We start from the raw sequence: 16,633 nt of genomic DNA on the forward strand, positions 1-16,633 counted from the left end.
ACCATTGGTTTTACTTTGCTTATCGTTAACCGTGTTTAACAAACTTGCTATCGGCGTTAATCGAGATTATCAGCACCTTGGCACCCAAATGGCACCCAATGACACCCAAAACGGAGCAGGCACATGGCCGATACAGCGACCTCGAAGCGCGGGAAAATCACACCGGCGACTTGGAAAACCAAGTTGGCGCCTGGACAGAGCGAGCTCACAATCCGCGACATTGAACTGCCGGGGTTCTCCGTCCGCATCCGTCCTGCCGGTGCCACCTATTATTATGCGGGCCGGGTTGGCGGGAAGCGGCGCAAGGTAACAATCGGGTCTAGCTTGGACGTCACTGCCGCAGACGCCCGCCAGCAGGCCTTGCAGTTGCGTCAGGCGATGCGGGATGGTGTTGACCCTCTTGAGCGGGTTGAGACGGCTGACGATACGTTTGAGGCGGTTGCGGCCAAGTATGCGGATCTTTGGGAACAGGGTGCTCTGGCCCGTCAATCGCGCATCCCTGCCCCGGCGTCGATCAAATCGCACCATAAGGATATGCGCCGCGCCTTGGCGTTCTTCGATGGCGTTCGGGCTGCCGAGATCGACAAGCTGGCGGCGCGTCGGTTCATTGCGACCTTGGAGGATGAGACCGGCATATCGCCAAGCGTCCGCAAGAAGGCATTCGGTGCCGTGTCGCGCGTGATGGATTTTGCGGTCAGCCGAGGGTTTGCGGATGAGAACGTGTTTCGCAACCAGCCCAGCCCAGCGGGCAGCACCAGCCGGGAACGCTATCTGACCGAGGATGAGGTTGCGCGGCTCTGGGATGCCACGTTGAAGGTGTCGCGGAACATGCGGCAGTATGCGCGCATCCTGAGGTTCTGCATCGCTCAGCCGGTGCGAACAGGGATTGCCCGGTCCCTGCGATGGCAGCATGTCGATCTTGATGCGGGTCTGCTGACGATCCCAAGCGATATGGCAGGCAACAAAGCCCGGTCTGAGATGATCCTGCCCCTGACGGCCACGGCAATCGAGGTTCTGACCGAAACCGATGAGCACACATGGCGCGATCCGGATGCTCTGGTATTCATCGGCCGCAACGGTGGCATGACCTCGATGGGCTCTACCCCCAAGACGGTCATGGATGAGTTGAGCGGTGTGTCCAGTTGGCAGGTGCATGATCTGCGTCGGACGGCTGTCACGCTGCCTGCGGATCGATTTGCCGAGTTTGACGCGGCTGCGGGCGATCTGTGGCTTGCACATACTCCGAGCGGCGTTGCGGCGACCTATCAGCGGGCGCGGCGAATCAAGGCGATGCGGGGATGCGCTGATGCTTGGGATCGCGTTCTGCGTCCGCTGATCGGGCGTGAACCCGTGGACAATGTTGTTCAGATGCCGGGGTGACTTTACGTCAACTGCGCGTTTGAGTTGGCACGGTGAAGCACGGTAGAAGCACACTAATGCACCACAGCACTCACTAGCGCAGTCCCTAATTTTATGTTTATTGCCAGCGGTTTATATCGTTACGCTCAGTTAATGCATGAACGTAAGGAGAAACCTCATGTCACCAGCGAACCACCCAACCCCGCCGGTTTATTTCCGCGCCCAGCAAGCGGTTGATTATCTGCGCGACCGGCACGGGTTCACGACCACTGTCGGAACGCTGTCTGTTCTGCGCAACCGTGGAACCGGCCCCCGCTTTATTCGGAACGGGCGCATGATCGAATACACCGCTCAGGCGTTGGATGATTTTATCGCCGAGCGGCGCACCCCTGAGTTTCGGTCGACCGAAGAGGTTGATGCGCATCTGGCCCGTCTCAAGACCAGTTGATCGGCTGCCAGCTTAGCGGCGGCACCCAACCCACCCAACGACAGCACCGGAACCTGCAACGCCTCTGGGCGGCTGGTGAGGTGCGTTCAAACAGCGAGATTGAACAATGAATACTGAAACATTAAACCGCCTGCGCTCCGAGAAAGCCGAGGCCGATCAAGCCGAACGTGAGGCTATCGAACATGCCCGTATCAAAGAGGCGACCCGAGTGGCGTGTGTGAAACGCGATGCCGTCCAGCAGGCCAATGAAATGATCGAGACTGCATCTTGGGGGTATGTCGCCGAGCTCGCGGGCCTGTCGCGCCGGATCAAGACGCCTGCCGACTACCATGCCTGCCGCTCGGATCTGTGCGCGGCCTTCCCCGACACGCTGATTGGTCAGGACTTTGATGCGACACGCGCCTTCCTGACCCGTTTTGCCGAGGTTGCAGCGGAAGTGGCTGCCGATGCGGAGGGTGCAGCATGACCTCTGCAAAATCACCGACCGCGCCAGACACAATCGCGGATCTGGCTCTGGAACTGGACTCCGTTGCGGACGATCTGTCGTTGCTGGCTCAGGATGTTGCGAACGGCTCGCTAAAGGCTGGCGAGATTGTTCAGGCCGTGTGTGAACATCGGGACCAGTTGACGGACATCGTGCTGGCGCTCACCGCCGATCCAACCCCGAGCTCGCCTCCGGATCTGACTGACGCGCCGCCTGGGCCGGAACAAGAGCAATGACGGCGCCGGATCATATCGGTGCCGCAACGGTTGAACGGATCGCGAGAGGCCGTGCGCGCACATTGATGTCGCATGTAGATGCACTGCCCTTGTCGCGGAATCCTCTGACGCGGGTCGATATGCTGCATCGTGCTTCTCGACCCACACGCAAGTCGAAAGCGCGGCTCACCGGGGCTTTGCTGCAAATCCCAGACGTCGTGGAAGCGAACGCCGGTCGACACGCCACGCTGGCCGCTTTTGTGAACGTCCAGGAGGCGACCAGAACCAACGATGGTGAGTTGCAGAAGGTGCGCGTGCTGCAGTGCTATTGCGTCTGTGCGGATACGCATCAAACGCAGGTGCTCGCTGTCGTCAATCTCACCGAGCATGCGCTGGTCCGCGTGTTCCAGCGGTTGCTCACAGACGCCAGCTTGCCTGTTGATGTCGTGTTGCGGGTGCTCGGAAACACAGCACTCTGGATTGCCTACACGTTCCGTCAGCAGCCTGATCAATGGCCGCACCAGATATTCTGGCCCACGTTCGACGATGGCGAGATGGCCGGTGCCCTGGCGATAGAGAGGATTGCGAACGTGGCCGATAAGGACGGCCCCGCTGAATTTCTCGCCCGCTCCGCGTTTCCGATTGAATGGCTGGCCGAGGATGAGGTCGCTTTTGCGAAAGCCCTGTTCTCGGGCGAGTGGCAACCGGGCGATCACGTGCCTGCGCGATGCCAGCGCAAATACACTACGGATGATCGACGGGCGTCTGCGGTGCTGCGACACAAAGCTGAAGCCCTGACGCAAGAGCAGGAGGCCGCTGACAGATCATAACCAAACGACTCTGGCAATACGCCTTTGCCTGAGCCAAACTGAACGAACCGCCGATTGCATCCTTTTCGACATCTCCGAGCGGCAATCTCCGAACGGCCATCACGCGCAACACAACGCGCACGCATTCGCCGATCCCCCCGAAAAGAAAAGGCCCCGAAGCTTTTCACTCCGAGGCCAATCCTTTGAGAAATCCGCCACCTTGACTGGCTGACAAGCAAGATACGGTATTTCACCAACCACGGTGTCACAATATCGGCGGATTTCTCCTAACGCAACAGCGCATGATTGTGCTCAGGGAGATCGCAAATGGCCGCCACGGGTCCGAGGCACGATAAACCCCCACCAGATGCAACCCAGATCGACGCGGCGCTCGCTGCCCTGCGCGAGATGGAGTTTCATCACTACTCGCCCGCGATAAAGCGTCTGGTGGATGTGATCGAGGCTATGGACCTTGAGCCGGTATCGGATCGGTATGACGCAGTCACAATCATGGCTGATGTTGGGGGCCAGCATCCGGTGAACAAAGTGGTGGGTGTCGAAAACGGTGCTCCATACAAACACCCGGTTGGGTTTCTGTCCGTTTACATCGCAATCATAGTTCCCGTGGCAAATCATGAAGTCATGCGCCGGGTGCTTCAGGGTGTTAGCGAGCATGAGTGGCTGACGCTTCAAGTTGGAATCGCAAAGCACATCCCGCACCTCCGCCCGATGCTCTATGTGGGGGCGCTGTCTAACGAGCATGCGAACACGTACCAGCCTGGGCGGGTTTACATGCCTGATAGTTCGATGCCGATCCTGCGCCGAACCGCTGACAACATGGCGCTGGGCAATTGGATTTATTTCGACCGGGACCGGTTGCCGGAGCATCTGCGCGAAACGCTGACAGACCCGAGAGAATGGTGGAGAGCTGTAGGCGAAGCCCTGCCGCCCGCCCGATCAGCACTCGCTCTGATCGCGCCGTCAACAACTGGACGCGTGACCCGACCGAACGGCGAGGCGCTGTTCTCGGATGTGTTGGGGCTTCACGCCTGGGTCAAGCTGGCGAACGGGCCGCACGATCAGGATGCCGTCGGGGTGTTTCGAACGCAGTGCGAGGATTTGACCACGCTGGCTGGCTTGGGTGAGCGGGTGAAAACACAAGGCACCGTTAGGGAGGGGCATCGGTATGATGGCATCATGGACTTTGCCGTGATTAGCCCGGAGCGCCCCTGCTTTGACGGAAAACCGACCGTGCGGGGCAACTTGCGTGTTTTGCCGCAAAAGCTGGAACTGATCGACCCGACCGAGGATGGCAACGGCGGCGCGTTCGATGTCGCTACCTTGCCCAAAATCACGCCGACAGAAAAGAAGAACATTCGGGCTGATCGGCGTGCCCGTCATCGCTTAGCCGGGGCGGAGTTGGCACTTGGGAACGCCCACGATACGGATTGGCTCAGCCCAAAAGTGCGGCAGGCTTTGGCGCGCATAGGGGATCACGACGGGGGGCTGGGGCTGCACAATGGCGCGCAAAGCGCTTTCGCCGTAGCGGTTCACTATCACGGCCAAGACGTCGACAGAGAGCGGCTGCTGAACACCGTTGCCTCTATTGTCTCGGAACGCGGATCAAGCCGACCTAAACAGGAGCTCGAGGATCGGTTGAACAAGCTGTCAGAGCAGCTTGATTGGACGCTTCGGCGGGATGCCGAGTCGATGGGTGCCCCGCTCAAGCCAATGCCCACCAAATCTGCGGATGAAGTGCGGGCCGATATGAGAGCAGCCCTTGAGCGGGTGTTCTTCAATCCGCTGCCAGTGCCTAAAAGCATCAGGCGCCGGAAGGGCCGCAAAGGCAAAAAGGCGCAAACCCCCGGCCGCTACGCGATCCGAACCACACCGGGTGTCGGAAAGACCAACGCGGATTTCATTGTGCGGTTGGCCCGTGTGCTCCGAAAGCAGATTGTTGTGCGGGTTGGGTTCCGCGATCTGGGCGACCAGCAGGCACAACGGTTTTTGGCGGAACTGCGCGGGGCCGATGATCTTGTGGTGGGTTTGTGGCTGGGAATAACCCAACCAGACCCAAACAACCCCGGATGCCTGATGTGCCCCAGAGCGGCCGATCTGGATTATGTTGGCGGGGCTGGCGGGGATTTGGCGGCCATGTGCGGCAGTATTCCGAAAGGGTATGACCGGGGCGACCCGGATGTTCGGCGCAAATTCCTATGCTTTAACCATCCAGACCATCCTGATTGCATCCGAGCCTGCGGCTACAAACAGCAAGACACCCGGCATATGGACATTCTGGTGGTGCTTGGCGATCCGATCCTGACCCAAGCACCCCATGACCGGATGCTACGAGACAATGAACGGGTCGGGCTGCTGGTGCTGGACGAAACAACCCCGCTTAACATGCTCGAGCGTGGAATGGACGTCGACACCGGCGCGATGGACCCGCGTATCGCAATCCGCGTTCTGCTCAGCGACCGCGTGAATCCCGATAATGCGATCTATGCCAAGCCGAGGGACGTGGAAAAGGCAGCCGATGACCTCCGTGCGCTGCATGACGTGTTGGAGAACGCGCAGGAGGATGCGGGATTTGTGTCCGTCGGGGATTTGCTGGACCGGCGTTGGCGGTCGCGGCTGTCGAACATCATCAGCGTTTGTTGGGATCTGAAAATGCGCCCCGACCGCGAGGACAACGTTCCTCAACTGACCGGCGATGCGCTGAAAGCCAGACTGAAAGAAAAAATGCTCTGGAACATGCCCCTGATCAAAATCATCCATATTGCCCGCGCGCTGCAGCAAGGCCTTGAGGATTTAGAGCAGGACGACCGGATAAATCGCCCGCTGCCCCATTGCGAGATCAGCCTGGGGCGCGACGACGACGGACAGAAAATCATGGCGAGCGTGATGTATCGCGCAACCCTTCATGAGTGCTGGCGCAACTCGGACGTCCTGGCGCTGGATGCTACGCTCGATCTTTCGCTGATGGAGCCGTGGTTTCCCGGCATGCGCATGATCTTTGATGAGGATGCAGCCCTACCACCCCTGCCAGCCGCTAAGGTGGTGCAGATCGACGCCCCGATCTCGGTTTCAGCCTATGTGCCATCATCAGGGGGCAAAGCGGCGGAGAAACGGCGCGCAGAGCGGTATCGGGCGCGTCTGGGGGTGTTCCTGCGTCTGAGGGCTGCGGACGGGCCTACGTCCGTTGTGATGCCCAAGAAGGTCGGCGCGAAGGTGAAGCCGCCTGAGGACGTGATCGTCGGCACATACGGATCGATGCGCGGTCTCAACGCGATGGAGAACACGCGCCACCACATTGCTGTCGGTCGGCTCGCTCTCAATGTTCGTGATGCTGAGCGTGTGGCGTCCGTTCTTGCGGGTCGGTATGTGAAGCAGGTTCCGGCGGACGGTGCGCGGCGCGTGATGCCGGAATACACTCCGATGCCTACCGTTTACCGGGATGGCACCCGGCAACATGGTCAGGTCGAACACCACCCCGATCCAGTTGTTGAGAGTGTCCGCTGGCAAATCAGCGAGGCTGAGCGAATTCAAGCGCTGGGCCGTGCGCGAGGGATCAACAGGACAGACGACAATCCGGTGACGATCACATGGTTGGGCTGGACGTCGTTGGCTGGTGATCCGATGCCAATTGATGAGCACTATTCGCGCGACGACTACGTGGCCGCAACAGAGTGGATTGGTGTGGCTTTGCTGATGGGGATTTGGCCGGATTCGAGGGGTGCAAGCCAGATATTTGGCCTTTTTGGGCGTCCAAACGCCGTTCAGGCCAAAGTGCTTAAAGGTGGGGAATCCCTATTAAAGTATAATAATAGGGATTCCCCACCTTTAAGCACCCCAAAAACACGCAAAGCTTGGTACAGAGAACAACTCCGCAACCATAGCGGGAACGACGACACACTGAACCAAGCCCGTGCTGATCTGATCCATCGCGTCACGACTGCAATGAAGGCCAACGCCCCTCATGTGGACATCCTGGGCGCGCCGTTTCCGCTGTCTGCGTTCGAACCCCACACCGTGCAACTCAAGCACTCCGGAGCCAAACGCGCGACCAACGTAAAGGTCTGGCTCACACCAGAGGGCCTGACATTGCTGCAAGCGCTCGAACCGGACGCGGTGATCCAACCCGGTCACATGAGGAAGCGCAAACGATGAACCCACCAACCCAACCAACAGGAGGATATGAACATGAACCCACTAATCACCGGCACCGGAACGGTCTACATCCCGCAACCCGGCGACAAGTTCGATTATGTGCCGACAACTCAAAACGGCTTTGCGATGGATGTGGTCATAGCCACGCACGCCGACGGCACCCACACCCGCTTCGAGAACACCGACCTTGACAGCTTTCGGCCGATCATCCCCGCTCACCCCGGCTTCAGCGTGATTGAGTATTATCTGACCGATGCAGCCGATCCGGACTCTCTTGTCATCCACCGGCACAGCATCATCGCTTGGCACATGCTCGACACGTTCCCAAAACCGCTATGTGTGGATGGTTGTTCCGATTACCTCGACATGATTGAGGCTCCAAATGGTGCTGTCTATGTCCAGGCCAGTTGCGAATTTGAGGACATAGAAGCCGCCAAGGGCTTCATGCTGGAACAGTTGGCAGACGAAACACGGGAGGCCGGATGACGCCTCAGCCGCTCTGCTCCTGCGCAATCGCCAGTGATCAGGTGTCAGGGCTGATCGTAAGTAGCGCGGGTTATATATAAGGCGCAGGCCTCTATTAATTCGCAGTGACGTGCCCTGTCTCTGATGGGGCACCTACCCCGTCGCATGGGTAGCCATTGATTAATAATCAAATGCTACCTGCGATCAGTAGCGTGGTGCTCGCGATTGTTCGTGCGGACGGGCCCACCAGCAATTCTGCGGCGTGTAACCTTTGTCCGTTTCGATGCGATCAATCGTGTGCGCTGCTGATGGTCGCTCGCCCATATCCGCCATGAAGTGCCGCCAGTTGTCCCGCCACCGCTTGCAGACCGTGATGCCCTTTGCGCCGTATCGCTCGAAGTCTTTGCTCGCAGGATCGTGGCACCGGGCAACCATCATCTTGTGCAAATCCCGAAACGCGCGCGGTCTGTTTGCATATTGCTTCGACCGTCCGCCGCACCCGCAGGACTTTGATCGGCCGAACTCTCGGGGCTCGATCCACCTGTCGAAGCCGCAGATGCACCTGACCATCACCTTGTCTCGCGTTCGGGGTTTCATGACGGTCCAGAAGAAGTGCTTTGATCCTGGCGCTGGGAATTGCTTCTTGCGGCAGTCCCGGCATATCTGACGCCGTGATGTGTTGCGCATGAAGTAGCCACACCGCACGCACGGCTTCACAGGCGTGACAGGAGCCGTTGCCCATGCCTGTCGCAACGCCTGTGCTGCTTCCCGTGCCTGCTGTCGCTCAGCGCGTCTCTCAGCCGCTCTCGCTGTACGGACGACTGTGGACGCCTGATTGGCTGCGCGGACGTTCCTGACTGCGTTGCAGCGGGTCGAGCAGTATTTCCGCACATCCCCACGCCCACCATCATAGTCGAACAGCTTCCCGCAATGGGCGCAGGTTGCTGTATCCACGCGCACGTTCTGCTGTTTCCCGCGTGGTGCAAGCAGGTGGGCACCATGTTTTGTGCGGACTTCCCGTCCTGAAATCCAGCGATGTCCTCCACTGCACCGGCCCGGGGTGCCTGGCCATCTTGATTGTGTCATCATTCCCCAAGTATAATCAGCAGACTAATGCCCGCACAATGAATAGATGGGGGCCGCGCGGGGGCGTTTACCGGGCGGGGGGGCGTCGTTCAAATTCAAGCTTTGGGGTCCGTCGCCGCACTGGGGTCTTTCGTTCAATTGCCTTTCCCGTTTTTAGGGTTTTTAGAGCGTGCCGCTGCGAACGCTACGCCCGCCTGTAACGGCTTATGTGCGCTGGTGCAGACTTATCTCTCGCCTTATCCCCGCGTCGGCGCTATTGTTGCGACAAGGCATGAACTCGACCGTCCTGTTCCAACCTCGGATAACTGCGATTGACCCAGCCCAACGCCCCCACGAACGCCCCTGAACCTGCACAACCGGATTACGCGCGCCTGGGCAAAGCCGAACGCGAGGCTGAGGTGTTACGCCGTCTGCAACTGGAACAAGCGAGACGCAAAGCGGAGGCTGCCCGTGAGTAAGCGTCGTGCGTTCATCTATGCCGAAGATCAAACGACCGATGCGATGGTGCGCGACATCCTTGCTGGCGATGTCGTGATCGAGCAGTTGCCCGACGAGGTGCTTGATGATCTTTTGTCCGTCCTGATCGCACGCCAGCGCACGGATCTCTGCGACCCGGCTGATTGTGCCGAACTCATTGCGCAGCTTGTGCTCAGTGCTATTCGGGATGCCGCTGCTTATCATCGTGCGGCTGCTCGGGGGCGGTGCCAGCACTATCACGTCCGCATTGACTTTGAGGCCGTCGCGTTGTTTGCCGCAGAGGTGTTGTCTGATCATCCCGACGAGATTGCCCAGCGTCTTGAAGCAATCGTTGAGCAGGACGTGGCCGCCTGATCTCGAAAGGTGGTCAAAACGGCACCAAAACGCCTACCTTCTTGTTTGCTGATTCCGACCGCCTAAGCTGATCGCATAGGCAGGCATGTTGCCCGCCACCGCCCCGTGTCAGGAGGTCCGATGTCTATCGCAGACGTAAACGCAGCGTATGATCGCGCGAAATCCACCCTAGACAATTTAGACGACCAGTTTGCCAGCCTGCCGCATAACTCTGCGGACGTTCTTGCTGGTGACACGCTCGGTCAGGTGATCGCTCGGCGCCTATCATCCCCTGCCCCACAGAGTGCCCGTGACGCCCGCGACCTGATCGCTAAGACGTCTCAGCCGTTCGGTCAGGCCTGCGACGAGTGCGAAACCCAAATCCTAAACCTGCGCGAAACCTGCGACGGGCTTGATGCGGGTGCGTCATACCTCGAAAACGGCGGACGCATGCCCACGCATCCCAGCCTGGACGTTCACACGCGCTCGGCCTTGCGAACGCTCCGCAAAGGGATCGACGCGGGCCACACGGCTGCCGACACCGGCATCAGCGCTGAATGGCGGGCTGCCTCGAAGGCGATCCGCAAAGAGCTCGCCGATATGGAGACCAAGCTGCTGCGTCTGCGCTCGGCCGGATCTGTGGCGACCCTGAAAAACGGCAGCACCTATCTGACGCGCTGGGCTGAGACTGCCCCAAGCGCTCAAACGGCGAAAGCTGCCCAGCGCCTAGCGAAAGCATACTCGGAAGAGGCCCTAGGTGCGCTTCAGCATCACAGAAAGGCTTACAACCGATGAACGATGGTTTTGACCTGAACGAAATTGACGACATCGCATCGCTGCAGCGGCGTCTACTGGTCCTGGAACAATCAGCCGACCGGCATATCCCCGAGGATCGGTCGAGTGAGATTGCGGATCTGCGGAAGGCTGTAAACGGCCTGACCGCGCAACTGGTCAACGTCGACGCTCTGGTCGCAAAGAAGGTGGCCGCAGTTTCGGAACAGATCGAGCGTAACGCGATCAAAGCCGTCAGCGGTGCTGTTGCTTCCATCATCAGGGAAGAACTGCCCAAGGCGCAGGAGGTAGCCAACACGCGGATCGACCAGACGCTCGGTGCTGCTTCCGCGTCAGCCGCCCGATCTGAGGCAGCTGCATCCGGTGCAATCGCCTCGGCGGTGTTTCATCTGCGCGGCTACGCACATTCCCAGCGAAAAGGAATCTGACCATGACAACGTTTGAGAACCAGATCGACCAACATGTCGGCGCAGTCGCTCACAAGGCGGCAACGGAAGCAGCAGGTGTTCAGAAGGCTCTTGTCGCCACCCGGATCACTCTGGCCCAGCACCTACAGGACGAGCTCGGTATTCCCGGCACCAAGGCATGGGAGGCCTCTGCCGCCTGTGAACTCTATCTTGAGAAACTGGTGAATGTGATCCTGGGCGAAGCTGAAAAGCGGGGTGAAACCTATGCTGCATCGTTCCCGCAGGCGCTCTACAGCGATCCGGCTTTGCATCAAATGGCAGCGGAAAAGGTTGCATCGGATCTTGAGCAGATCGTTGAGCGGCAGCGGCGTGAGATGCGCCGGAAATCCAAGGCGTTTGTCGAAAAGGATGATCATCCCGACCGCAACGACACCATTCGAGCGCGCGTTGCGTCGGGGCAGACAACGCCCGCACAGGCTGCTGCTGCGGTGGATGGCACCCTTGTGCCCAAGAAGGCCGTTCCTGCCGCCACAGCCGCGCCTGAGCCGCCCGTTCAGGCTGATCCGGTGTCAGCGATGGAGCCTGAGACCAAAGCGTCCGGAAAGAAGCCTGCAAAACGCAAGGCAGCACCCCGGAAAGCGCGAAAGCCGAGGGCGAAGAAATGACGGACGTTCCCCGCGCCTTGGCTGTTCACGAATACGGCCACATGGTCTGCGCGATCACTCAGGGTGCGCGCAAGTTTGGCCTGCGCCGGGATGGTACGCGCCTCTGGACTGTTCTGGGCGACAAAACCCCAGCGCATTTCTTGGAGCGGGGCCAATTCGAGGAAGCCATTGTTTCATTCGCGTCCGGTGCTGTTGCCGAGGCCGTGTATAGCGGCAAGCGATACGCGACCATTGACGACCTGATTGATAACTCGGTCTGGGGTCACCACGACCTCGAAGTGCTGGATGAACTCGCCACGATCAAACAGTTTGGCATCCCCCGCGCGCTGGTTCGGTATTCGATCATGCGGACGGGCGATCTGCTGAAGGATGTGGATTTCCCCGATGAGGTTCTGTCGGCATTCGCGGTCAGCATGGAGCGGACACCGGTTGGAGAGACATGGTGGCCTTTGCCCGGTGATGCGCTGCAACCGACCGTCAGCGACATTGAAGTGCGAATATGAAACGAAACGACCGGGCCACCCGCCAAGATGCGCCCGGTCAATCACAGGAAAGGACACCGCCAGATGCCCTACGACGAACGCTATAACACAGCCGCCCAGAGCGAGCTATCACACGCCGAAGAGGACGCCTTGGGAACATACCTGCGCATGCGTGACGCGATTGAACGCACCGGCGCATACGAGGATTTGGCAAACCTCGACTCTGTCGCAGCAACGCTCACCGCCGCTGTCCTGAACCGCGAAGCGCTGGCGGACCTGTAAAGGAAGGACCACGCAATGGCTGTTCAGCCGCAGTACACGATCCAAGTCAAAGTTGCCGGTGCGATCCTATGCAGCGCGATCCTGTTGGCGCTGGCGATCCTGGGCGCGGCCTGGACGCTTTGAACCGCCCCGAACCCAACCATGACCGACCACACAGGCGTCCGGATGTCCGTGCGGCGTATGATTGACCCCGCTGACCTTGATCTCGGCTTATACGATCTGGCAACTTTGCAACCCGCTAAGGTCGACCGGATTGCCGCCACGTTCGATCCGGCTCTGCTCGGCGTTTTTCGGGCATGGAAGGCACCATGCGGTCGCTTGTTTGTTCGCGACGGTTTGCACCGGCTGACAGCGATACGGCGGCTCGAATATCGTGGTCTGGTTCAGGTTTGGATCGACACAGAACACCCGGCTAGGATCCCCCCCGGCATATGCTGACCGCGCAAATGGCTGGTTGTCTGATCCGCTCCAAACACTTGCCTGCCTCTGACGCCACGTCATCAATCAATGGCTATGACGGCCCATCCCCCGCTTAGACAGGCGTTCTGGGGCGGGTCACGGGTTGTGTGACGGGTGTTGGCAGGGTGAACCCTGTTGACGGCTCAAGCGTGGACGGGGCTTACAGTCTGAGTGACGACAGGGAGCACTGGAATGCCTGACACGAAACAACACCCCGCCAAACCCAAGGCTGCTGGCGACCAAACCGGCGTCCGCATGACCGTGCTCACATTCATCAACGCAGGTGATCGCCCAGAATCAGGCCAACCTGGAGAACTCTGGATCAATGTTGCGGATCGACTGATTGGCAGCTTTGATCGGGAAGGGCTGCCAGTTGTCCTTGACGGATCGCGTCAGACCGGTCAGGCCGGTGATTGACAGCAGGGGTGCCGCGATGGCTTGGGACATCATTCTGGAAGGTCGGGCCATCGTTAAAAATGGTGGCCGGTTATACAGCAAGGGTTCGAACGCAGTTCCCAGCCGTTTGCGGAAGGCGTTCCTAGATTTGATCGACGCAACCGTGCCGGTGTCTTACACGACCGAGGCCGCATCTGCTGCCGACCCGTTTGATGTGGTTATTGAACACGTCATGCCCGCGAAACGGATTGCCATTGAGATCATCGACCCTGACGCGCACGATCCACGCACAGGTGGTCCGTCTGCTGAACGCCTCGGGCCTGCCCGTGATATCGAACACGCGGAAGAGATCGCCCGTCGCATGCTGGTTAAGGCGTATGTCACCAAGGCCGAACACGCGAAGCTGAATCGCTTGTCTCGGTCCTTCCAATGGGATGCACCGGGCGGCGATGGGTTTGCCCGGTATCGGCAAGCTGGGATCGAGTTGCGCCCGATACGCTCTGGTGACGGGTAAAGTGATTGATGACGCGGCTGACTGATCGACTCGGGCTTGGCACCACAAGCCGATCAACTACCGAAAAAGCACCCAAACGGCACCAGCAGAGGCTGAAACGACAGACTGCAAGTGTCAGCCGGGATTAGTGTTTGCCCGCTAACTCGGCCAATGCGGCATCAGAAAGAAATGCGGAGCGCGTTTGTTTGCGGCGTTCCGCTTCGGCATCAATAGCTGCCAGCGTTCCCCGATCAAGGGACACATTCACGCGCTTCACGGTTTTGCGGCGGACGATATAGGGCACCATCAGCATCACAGCGCCTTCGGCCAGATCGTCTGCAACTTCGGCGCGGATCTCCGAGACGTCACGCGGCTTCGGCAGACGTTCGGATTCGGCGTAGAAGGTCAGCGCCTCTGAGGCCGCTTTTAGCACATCACCCTCGCTGTCAGCGGCAGCAAACACACCGGGCAAGTCGGGAAAGCGGATACCGAATGCGGACCCTCTTTCGTGGTCGATCAGAGCAACATAAAACTTCATTCGATCCATCCTACATACTTTGCTATCGCGCGCGCGGTTCCGATTGGCAGGTCTTTCTTTGGGTGCGGCACTACAATGGTCTTGCCGCGCCGGGTGAACTTGTGATGCGAGCCTTTAACACTTTTCAGCGCCCATCCTTCATCGCGCAGCCGCTTTAGTATTTTCTTGCTGTCCCGTTCCATCCACAAATATTTACACACTCTAGTGCGTCGTTTCAATATTGGTAAGCCAGTTGTGCGCGATGGTGTGGCTGGCACACCGACTCGGGAGTGGCACCCAAAACCGACCAGTGCTCAAAAAAGCACCCAAATGGCACCCAGCGGGCTTTTTTGGCTGCTGCTCGATCTGGGGGAAATGCGGAGAAAACCGTTTGTTTTCAGTGTGGTGCCCAAGGTGGGAGTCGAACCCACACGCCTTGCGGCGGGGGATTTTGAATCCCCTGCGTCTACCATTCCGCCACTTGGGCCACGGACATTGGATTAGCGCCCCTAACCGGGAAGGTCCAGAGGCAAAAACACATTGCCCCGTCGATTGTTGGCCGCACGGCAGTTGACCCTTCCGCACGCCCGTGGTTTGCCTGTCACGACCTGAGACGCGACTGTGAGAGTGTGATGCTGCGATCCCTGTATGATTGGACCATTCGGCTGGCCGAGCACCCTCATGCCCTATGGGCGCTTGCCGTCGTGGCCTTTATCGAAAGCTCGTTCTTTCCGATTCCACCCGATGTCCTGATGATCCCGATGATTCTGGCGCGCCCCTCGAAGGCGTGGCTCATTGCAGGCGTTGCCCTGGTGGCCTCGGTTCTGGGCGGTATGCTGGGCTATGCGATTGGCGCCTTTGCCTATGAAAGCATCGGACAACCCATTCTCGAATCCATGGGCAAGGCCGACGCGATGGAAGAGTTCAACACCCGCTTCAACGATTTCGGCTTCTGGGCCGTGCTGGCCGCCGGTGTGACCCCCTTCCCCTACAAGGTGATCACCATCATGTCCGGCTGGACCAGCATGCCGCTGGGTACCTTCATTGCGACCTCGATTCTGGCGCGCGCGTTGCGGTTCTTCCTTGTGGCAGGCCTGCTGTGGAAGTTCGGAGAGCCAATCCGGGATTTCATCGAAAAGCGCCTCGGGCTTATGTTCACCCTGTTCATCATCCTGCTGTTTGGTGGGTTTCTGGCGGTTAAATATCTATGACAAAACGATCAACTTACGTGATCCTGGCAGCCGGAGGGTCGGCGGCCCTGTTGTTGGGTGCATGGGGGTTTCAACATATTGGCGGTCTCGCCCCCTGCAAAATGTGCATTTGGCAACGCTATCCCCATGTTGCTGCAGTCGTGATCGGCGCTCTGGCCTTGGTGCTGCCAAAACTCAACCCGCTTCCGCTGATCGGAGCCTTGGCCGCGATGATCACAGCCGGAATTGGCTTTTTCCACGCGGGTGTCGAACAAGGATGGTGGGAAGGCCCCTCGACCTGCACCTCGGGTGATATCGGAGGGTTGTCGGCAGAAGAGCTGATGAACCAGATCATGGCAGCCCCGCTGGTGCGATGCGATGAGATTCCGTGGGAAATGTTTGGTCTGTCCATGGCCGGATGGAACGCAGCCATATCTGCGGTTTTGGTATTGCTCTGGCTGGCCGCGTGGCGGGCTAAGGCTTAAGCCTCGTCCAGTTCCGCGTCCCAATAGAGGAAGTCGATCCAGCTGTCATGCAGGTGGTTCGGCGGGAATTTCCGTCCGATATTGCGCAATGCCTCTGCATCGGGCTGACGCGGCGGTTTGCGCAGGTTCATGCCCGCCTGGCGCAGCGATTTGGAGCCTTTGCGCAGGTTACATGGGCTGCACGCGGCAACCACGTTCTGCCAACTCGTTACCCCTCCGGCGGCGCGCGGCACCACGTGGTCAAAGGTCAGGTTGTCCCGGCTTCCGCAATACTGGCAGCGGAATTCATCCCTCAGAAATAAATTAAAGCGCGTGAAGGCCACGCGCTTTCTGGGTTTTACATAGTCTTTGAGGACAACCACCGACGGTATTCGGATCTCGGTGCTCGGGCTGCGGACCACTTCGTCATATTCAGCCACGATGTCGACCCTGTCCAACCAGGCCGCCTTGACCGCCTCCTGCCACGGCCACAGAGACAAGGGATAGTAGGATAAAGGGCGGTAATCGGCATTCAAAACCAAGGCCGGATGCTGTTTGAGCATACCCGGTTCTCTTACAAAATCGGTCCTGAAGTCTCCGTCCATCACAGAATCGCTCCTCGCTCTCAGCTGCCCGTTTG

21 protein-coding genes and 1 tRNA gene are annotated in these 16,633 nt (G+C 59.2%); 18 read left to right on the forward strand and 4 right to left on the reverse strand.

Annotation, left to right across the window (positions count from 1 at the left end):
- The first annotated feature begins 123 nt into the window (after positions 1-123).
- From ACR0AI_RS03080 to ACR0AI_RS03155, 16 genes are all read left to right on the forward strand, one after another.
- On the forward strand, positions 124-1,380 hold the full coding sequence (locus ACR0AI_RS03080; RefSeq protein WP_480670783.1) for a tyrosine-type recombinase/integrase: 1,257 nt from the start codon (positions 124-126) through the stop codon (positions 1,378-1,380).
- Between the two features lie 157 nt (positions 1,381-1,537).
- A complete protein-coding gene (locus ACR0AI_RS03085; protein WP_480670781.1) occupies positions 1,538-1,807 on the forward strand; it encodes a hypothetical protein in 270 nt (89 codons plus the stop codon).
- Between the two features lie 106 nt (positions 1,808-1,913).
- Complete coding sequence (locus tag ACR0AI_RS03090; RefSeq protein ID WP_480670779.1) at positions 1,914-2,273, forward strand: hypothetical protein; 360 nt, start codon at positions 1,914-1,916, stop codon at positions 2,271-2,273.
- On the forward strand, positions 2,270-2,527 hold the full coding sequence (locus ACR0AI_RS03095) for a hypothetical protein (RefSeq protein ID WP_480670777.1): 258 nt from the start codon (positions 2,270-2,272) through the stop codon (positions 2,525-2,527). Before ACR0AI_RS03090 ends, ACR0AI_RS03095 begins: the two co-directional genes overlap by 4 nt.
- Entirely contained in the window at positions 2,524-3,336 is an 813-nt protein-coding gene (locus tag ACR0AI_RS03100; protein WP_480670775.1) for a hypothetical protein, read from the forward strand. The genes ACR0AI_RS03095 and ACR0AI_RS03100 overlap by 4 nt, the downstream gene beginning before the upstream one ends.
- A 306-nt stretch (positions 3,337-3,642) precedes the next feature.
- On the forward strand, positions 3,643-7,485 hold the full coding sequence (locus ACR0AI_RS03105) for a hypothetical protein (RefSeq protein ID WP_480670773.1): 3,843 nt from the start codon (positions 3,643-3,645) through the stop codon (positions 7,483-7,485).
- A gap of 33 nt (positions 7,486-7,518) precedes the next feature.
- The gene (locus ACR0AI_RS03110) at positions 7,519-7,971 is read left to right on the forward strand and encodes a hypothetical protein (protein WP_480670771.1); all 453 of its coding nucleotides are present in this window, start codon (positions 7,519-7,521) and stop codon (positions 7,969-7,971) included.
- Between the two features lie 1,376 nt (positions 7,972-9,347).
- Positions 9,348-9,494: a hypothetical protein gene (locus tag ACR0AI_RS03115; protein ID WP_480670769.1), complete on the forward strand. Its 147-nt coding sequence runs from the start codon at positions 9,348-9,350 to the stop codon at positions 9,492-9,494.
- Positions 9,487-9,867: a hypothetical protein gene (locus ACR0AI_RS03120; protein ID WP_480670767.1), complete on the forward strand. Its 381-nt coding sequence runs from the start codon at positions 9,487-9,489 to the stop codon at positions 9,865-9,867. The genes ACR0AI_RS03115 and ACR0AI_RS03120 overlap by 8 nt, the downstream gene beginning before the upstream one ends.
- Before the next feature lie 120 nt (positions 9,868-9,987).
- Positions 9,988-10,641 carry a hypothetical protein gene (locus tag ACR0AI_RS03125; RefSeq protein WP_480670766.1) on the forward strand — a complete coding sequence of 218 codons (654 nt, stop codon included), beginning with the start codon at positions 9,988-9,990 and terminating at the stop codon, positions 10,639-10,641.
- Positions 10,638-11,066, forward strand: a complete 429-nt coding sequence (locus ACR0AI_RS03130) for a hypothetical protein (protein ID WP_480670764.1) — start codon at positions 10,638-10,640, stop codon at positions 11,064-11,066. The genes ACR0AI_RS03125 and ACR0AI_RS03130 overlap by 4 nt, the downstream gene beginning before the upstream one ends.
- Before the next feature lie 2 nt (positions 11,067-11,068).
- Positions 11,069-11,710 (forward strand): hypothetical protein, encoded by a 642-nt coding sequence (locus tag ACR0AI_RS03135; RefSeq protein ID WP_480670762.1) that lies wholly within the window; start codon positions 11,069-11,071, stop codon positions 11,708-11,710.
- A complete protein-coding gene (locus tag ACR0AI_RS03140; RefSeq protein ID WP_480670760.1) occupies positions 11,707-12,213 on the forward strand; it encodes a hypothetical protein in 507 nt (168 codons plus the stop codon). Before ACR0AI_RS03135 ends, ACR0AI_RS03140 begins: the two co-directional genes overlap by 4 nt.
- A 63-nt stretch (positions 12,214-12,276) precedes the next feature.
- A complete protein-coding gene (locus ACR0AI_RS03145; RefSeq protein ID WP_480670758.1) occupies positions 12,277-12,474 on the forward strand; it encodes a hypothetical protein in 198 nt (65 codons plus the stop codon).
- Positions 12,475-13,125: 651 nt separating this feature from the next.
- Positions 13,126-13,350, forward strand: a complete 225-nt coding sequence (locus tag ACR0AI_RS03150) for a hypothetical protein (protein WP_480670754.1) — start codon at positions 13,126-13,128, stop codon at positions 13,348-13,350.
- 16 nt (positions 13,351-13,366) lie between these two features.
- The gene (locus tag ACR0AI_RS03155; RefSeq protein WP_480670752.1) at positions 13,367-13,843 is read left to right on the forward strand and encodes a hypothetical protein; all 477 of its coding nucleotides are present in this window, start codon (positions 13,367-13,369) and stop codon (positions 13,841-13,843) included.
- Between the two features lie 124 nt (positions 13,844-13,967).
- On the opposite strand, the gene ACR0AI_RS03160 is transcribed toward ACR0AI_RS03155, so the two are convergent.
- The 3 genes from ACR0AI_RS03160 to ACR0AI_RS03170 all read right to left on the reverse strand — a co-directional run bounded on the left by ACR0AI_RS03160 (position 13,968) and on the right by ACR0AI_RS03170 (position 14,826).
- Complete coding sequence (locus tag ACR0AI_RS03160; protein WP_480670750.1) at positions 13,968-14,360, reverse strand: type II toxin-antitoxin system HicB family antitoxin; 393 nt, start codon at positions 14,358-14,360, stop codon at positions 13,968-13,970.
- Positions 14,357-14,542 (reverse strand): type II toxin-antitoxin system HicA family toxin, encoded by a 186-nt coding sequence (locus ACR0AI_RS03165; protein WP_480670748.1) that lies wholly within the window; start codon positions 14,540-14,542, stop codon positions 14,357-14,359. The genes ACR0AI_RS03160 and ACR0AI_RS03165 overlap by 4 nt, the downstream gene beginning before the upstream one ends.
- Positions 14,543-14,742: 200 nt before the next feature.
- Positions 14,743-14,826: transfer RNA gene (locus ACR0AI_RS03170), tRNA-Leu, on the reverse strand.
- A gap of 145 nt (positions 14,827-14,971) precedes the next feature.
- On the opposite strand from ACR0AI_RS03170, the gene ACR0AI_RS03175 reads away from it, so the two are divergent.
- Positions 14,972-15,550: a YqaA family protein gene (locus ACR0AI_RS03175; protein ID WP_480670746.1), complete on the forward strand. Its 579-nt coding sequence runs from the start codon at positions 14,972-14,974 to the stop codon at positions 15,548-15,550.
- Complete coding sequence (locus tag ACR0AI_RS03180) at positions 15,547-16,014, forward strand: disulfide bond formation protein B (protein WP_170638759.1); 468 nt, start codon at positions 15,547-15,549, stop codon at positions 16,012-16,014. The genes ACR0AI_RS03175 and ACR0AI_RS03180 overlap by 4 nt, the downstream gene beginning before the upstream one ends.
- Here ACR0AI_RS03180 and ACR0AI_RS03185 read toward each other — a convergent pair.
- A complete protein-coding gene (locus ACR0AI_RS03185) occupies positions 16,011-16,598 on the reverse strand; it encodes an HNH endonuclease (protein WP_170458136.1) in 588 nt (195 codons plus the stop codon). The genes ACR0AI_RS03180 and ACR0AI_RS03185 overlap by 4 nt on opposite strands.
- Positions 16,599-16,633 lie beyond the last annotated feature (35 nt).

It is taken from the genome of Ruegeria sp. BG3, from assembly GCF_056538485.1.

Coding starts and splice junctions, on each gene's coding strand:
- ACR0AI_RS03080 (WP_480670783.1), top strand. CDS start 124: ATGGCCGATACAGCGACCTCGAAGCGCGGGAAAATCACACCGGCGACT.
- ACR0AI_RS03085 (WP_480670781.1), top strand. CDS start 1,538: ATGTCACCAGCGAACCACCCAACCCCGCCGGTTTATTTCCGCGCCCAG.
- ACR0AI_RS03090 (WP_480670779.1), top strand. CDS start 1,914: ATGAATACTGAAACATTAAACCGCCTGCGCTCCGAGAAAGCCGAGGCC.
- ACR0AI_RS03095 (WP_480670777.1), top strand. CDS start 2,270: ATGACCTCTGCAAAATCACCGACCGCGCCAGACACAATCGCGGATCTG.
- ACR0AI_RS03100 (WP_480670775.1), top strand. CDS start 2,524: ATGACGGCGCCGGATCATATCGGTGCCGCAACGGTTGAACGGATCGCG.
- ACR0AI_RS03105 (WP_480670773.1), top strand. CDS start 3,643: ATGGCCGCCACGGGTCCGAGGCACGATAAACCCCCACCAGATGCAACC.
- ACR0AI_RS03110 (WP_480670771.1), top strand. CDS start 7,519: ATGAACCCACTAATCACCGGCACCGGAACGGTCTACATCCCGCAACCC.
- ACR0AI_RS03125 (WP_480670766.1), top strand. CDS start 9,988: ATGTCTATCGCAGACGTAAACGCAGCGTATGATCGCGCGAAATCCACC.
- ACR0AI_RS03130 (WP_480670764.1), top strand. CDS start 10,638: ATGAACGATGGTTTTGACCTGAACGAAATTGACGACATCGCATCGCTG.
- ACR0AI_RS03135 (WP_480670762.1), top strand. CDS start 11,069: ATGACAACGTTTGAGAACCAGATCGACCAACATGTCGGCGCAGTCGCT.
- ACR0AI_RS03140 (WP_480670760.1), top strand. CDS start 11,707: ATGACGGACGTTCCCCGCGCCTTGGCTGTTCACGAATACGGCCACATG.
- ACR0AI_RS03145 (WP_480670758.1), top strand. CDS start 12,277: ATGCCCTACGACGAACGCTATAACACAGCCGCCCAGAGCGAGCTATCA.
- ACR0AI_RS03150 (WP_480670754.1), top strand. CDS start 13,126: ATGCCTGACACGAAACAACACCCCGCCAAACCCAAGGCTGCTGGCGAC.
- ACR0AI_RS03155 (WP_480670752.1), top strand. CDS start 13,367: ATGGCTTGGGACATCATTCTGGAAGGTCGGGCCATCGTTAAAAATGGT.
- ACR0AI_RS03160 (WP_480670750.1), bottom strand. CDS start 14,360: ATGAAGTTTTATGTTGCTCTGATCGACCACGAAAGAGGGTCCGCATTC.
- ACR0AI_RS03165 (WP_480670748.1), bottom strand. CDS start 14,542: ATGGAACGGGACAGCAAGAAAATACTAAAGCGGCTGCGCGATGAAGGA.
- ACR0AI_RS03175 (WP_480670746.1), top strand. CDS start 14,972: ATGCTGCGATCCCTGTATGATTGGACCATTCGGCTGGCCGAGCACCCT.
- ACR0AI_RS03180 (WP_170638759.1), top strand. CDS start 15,547: ATGACAAAACGATCAACTTACGTGATCCTGGCAGCCGGAGGGTCGGCG.
- ACR0AI_RS03185 (WP_170458136.1), bottom strand. CDS start 16,598: ATGGACGGAGACTTCAGGACCGATTTTGTAAGAGAACCGGGTATGCTC.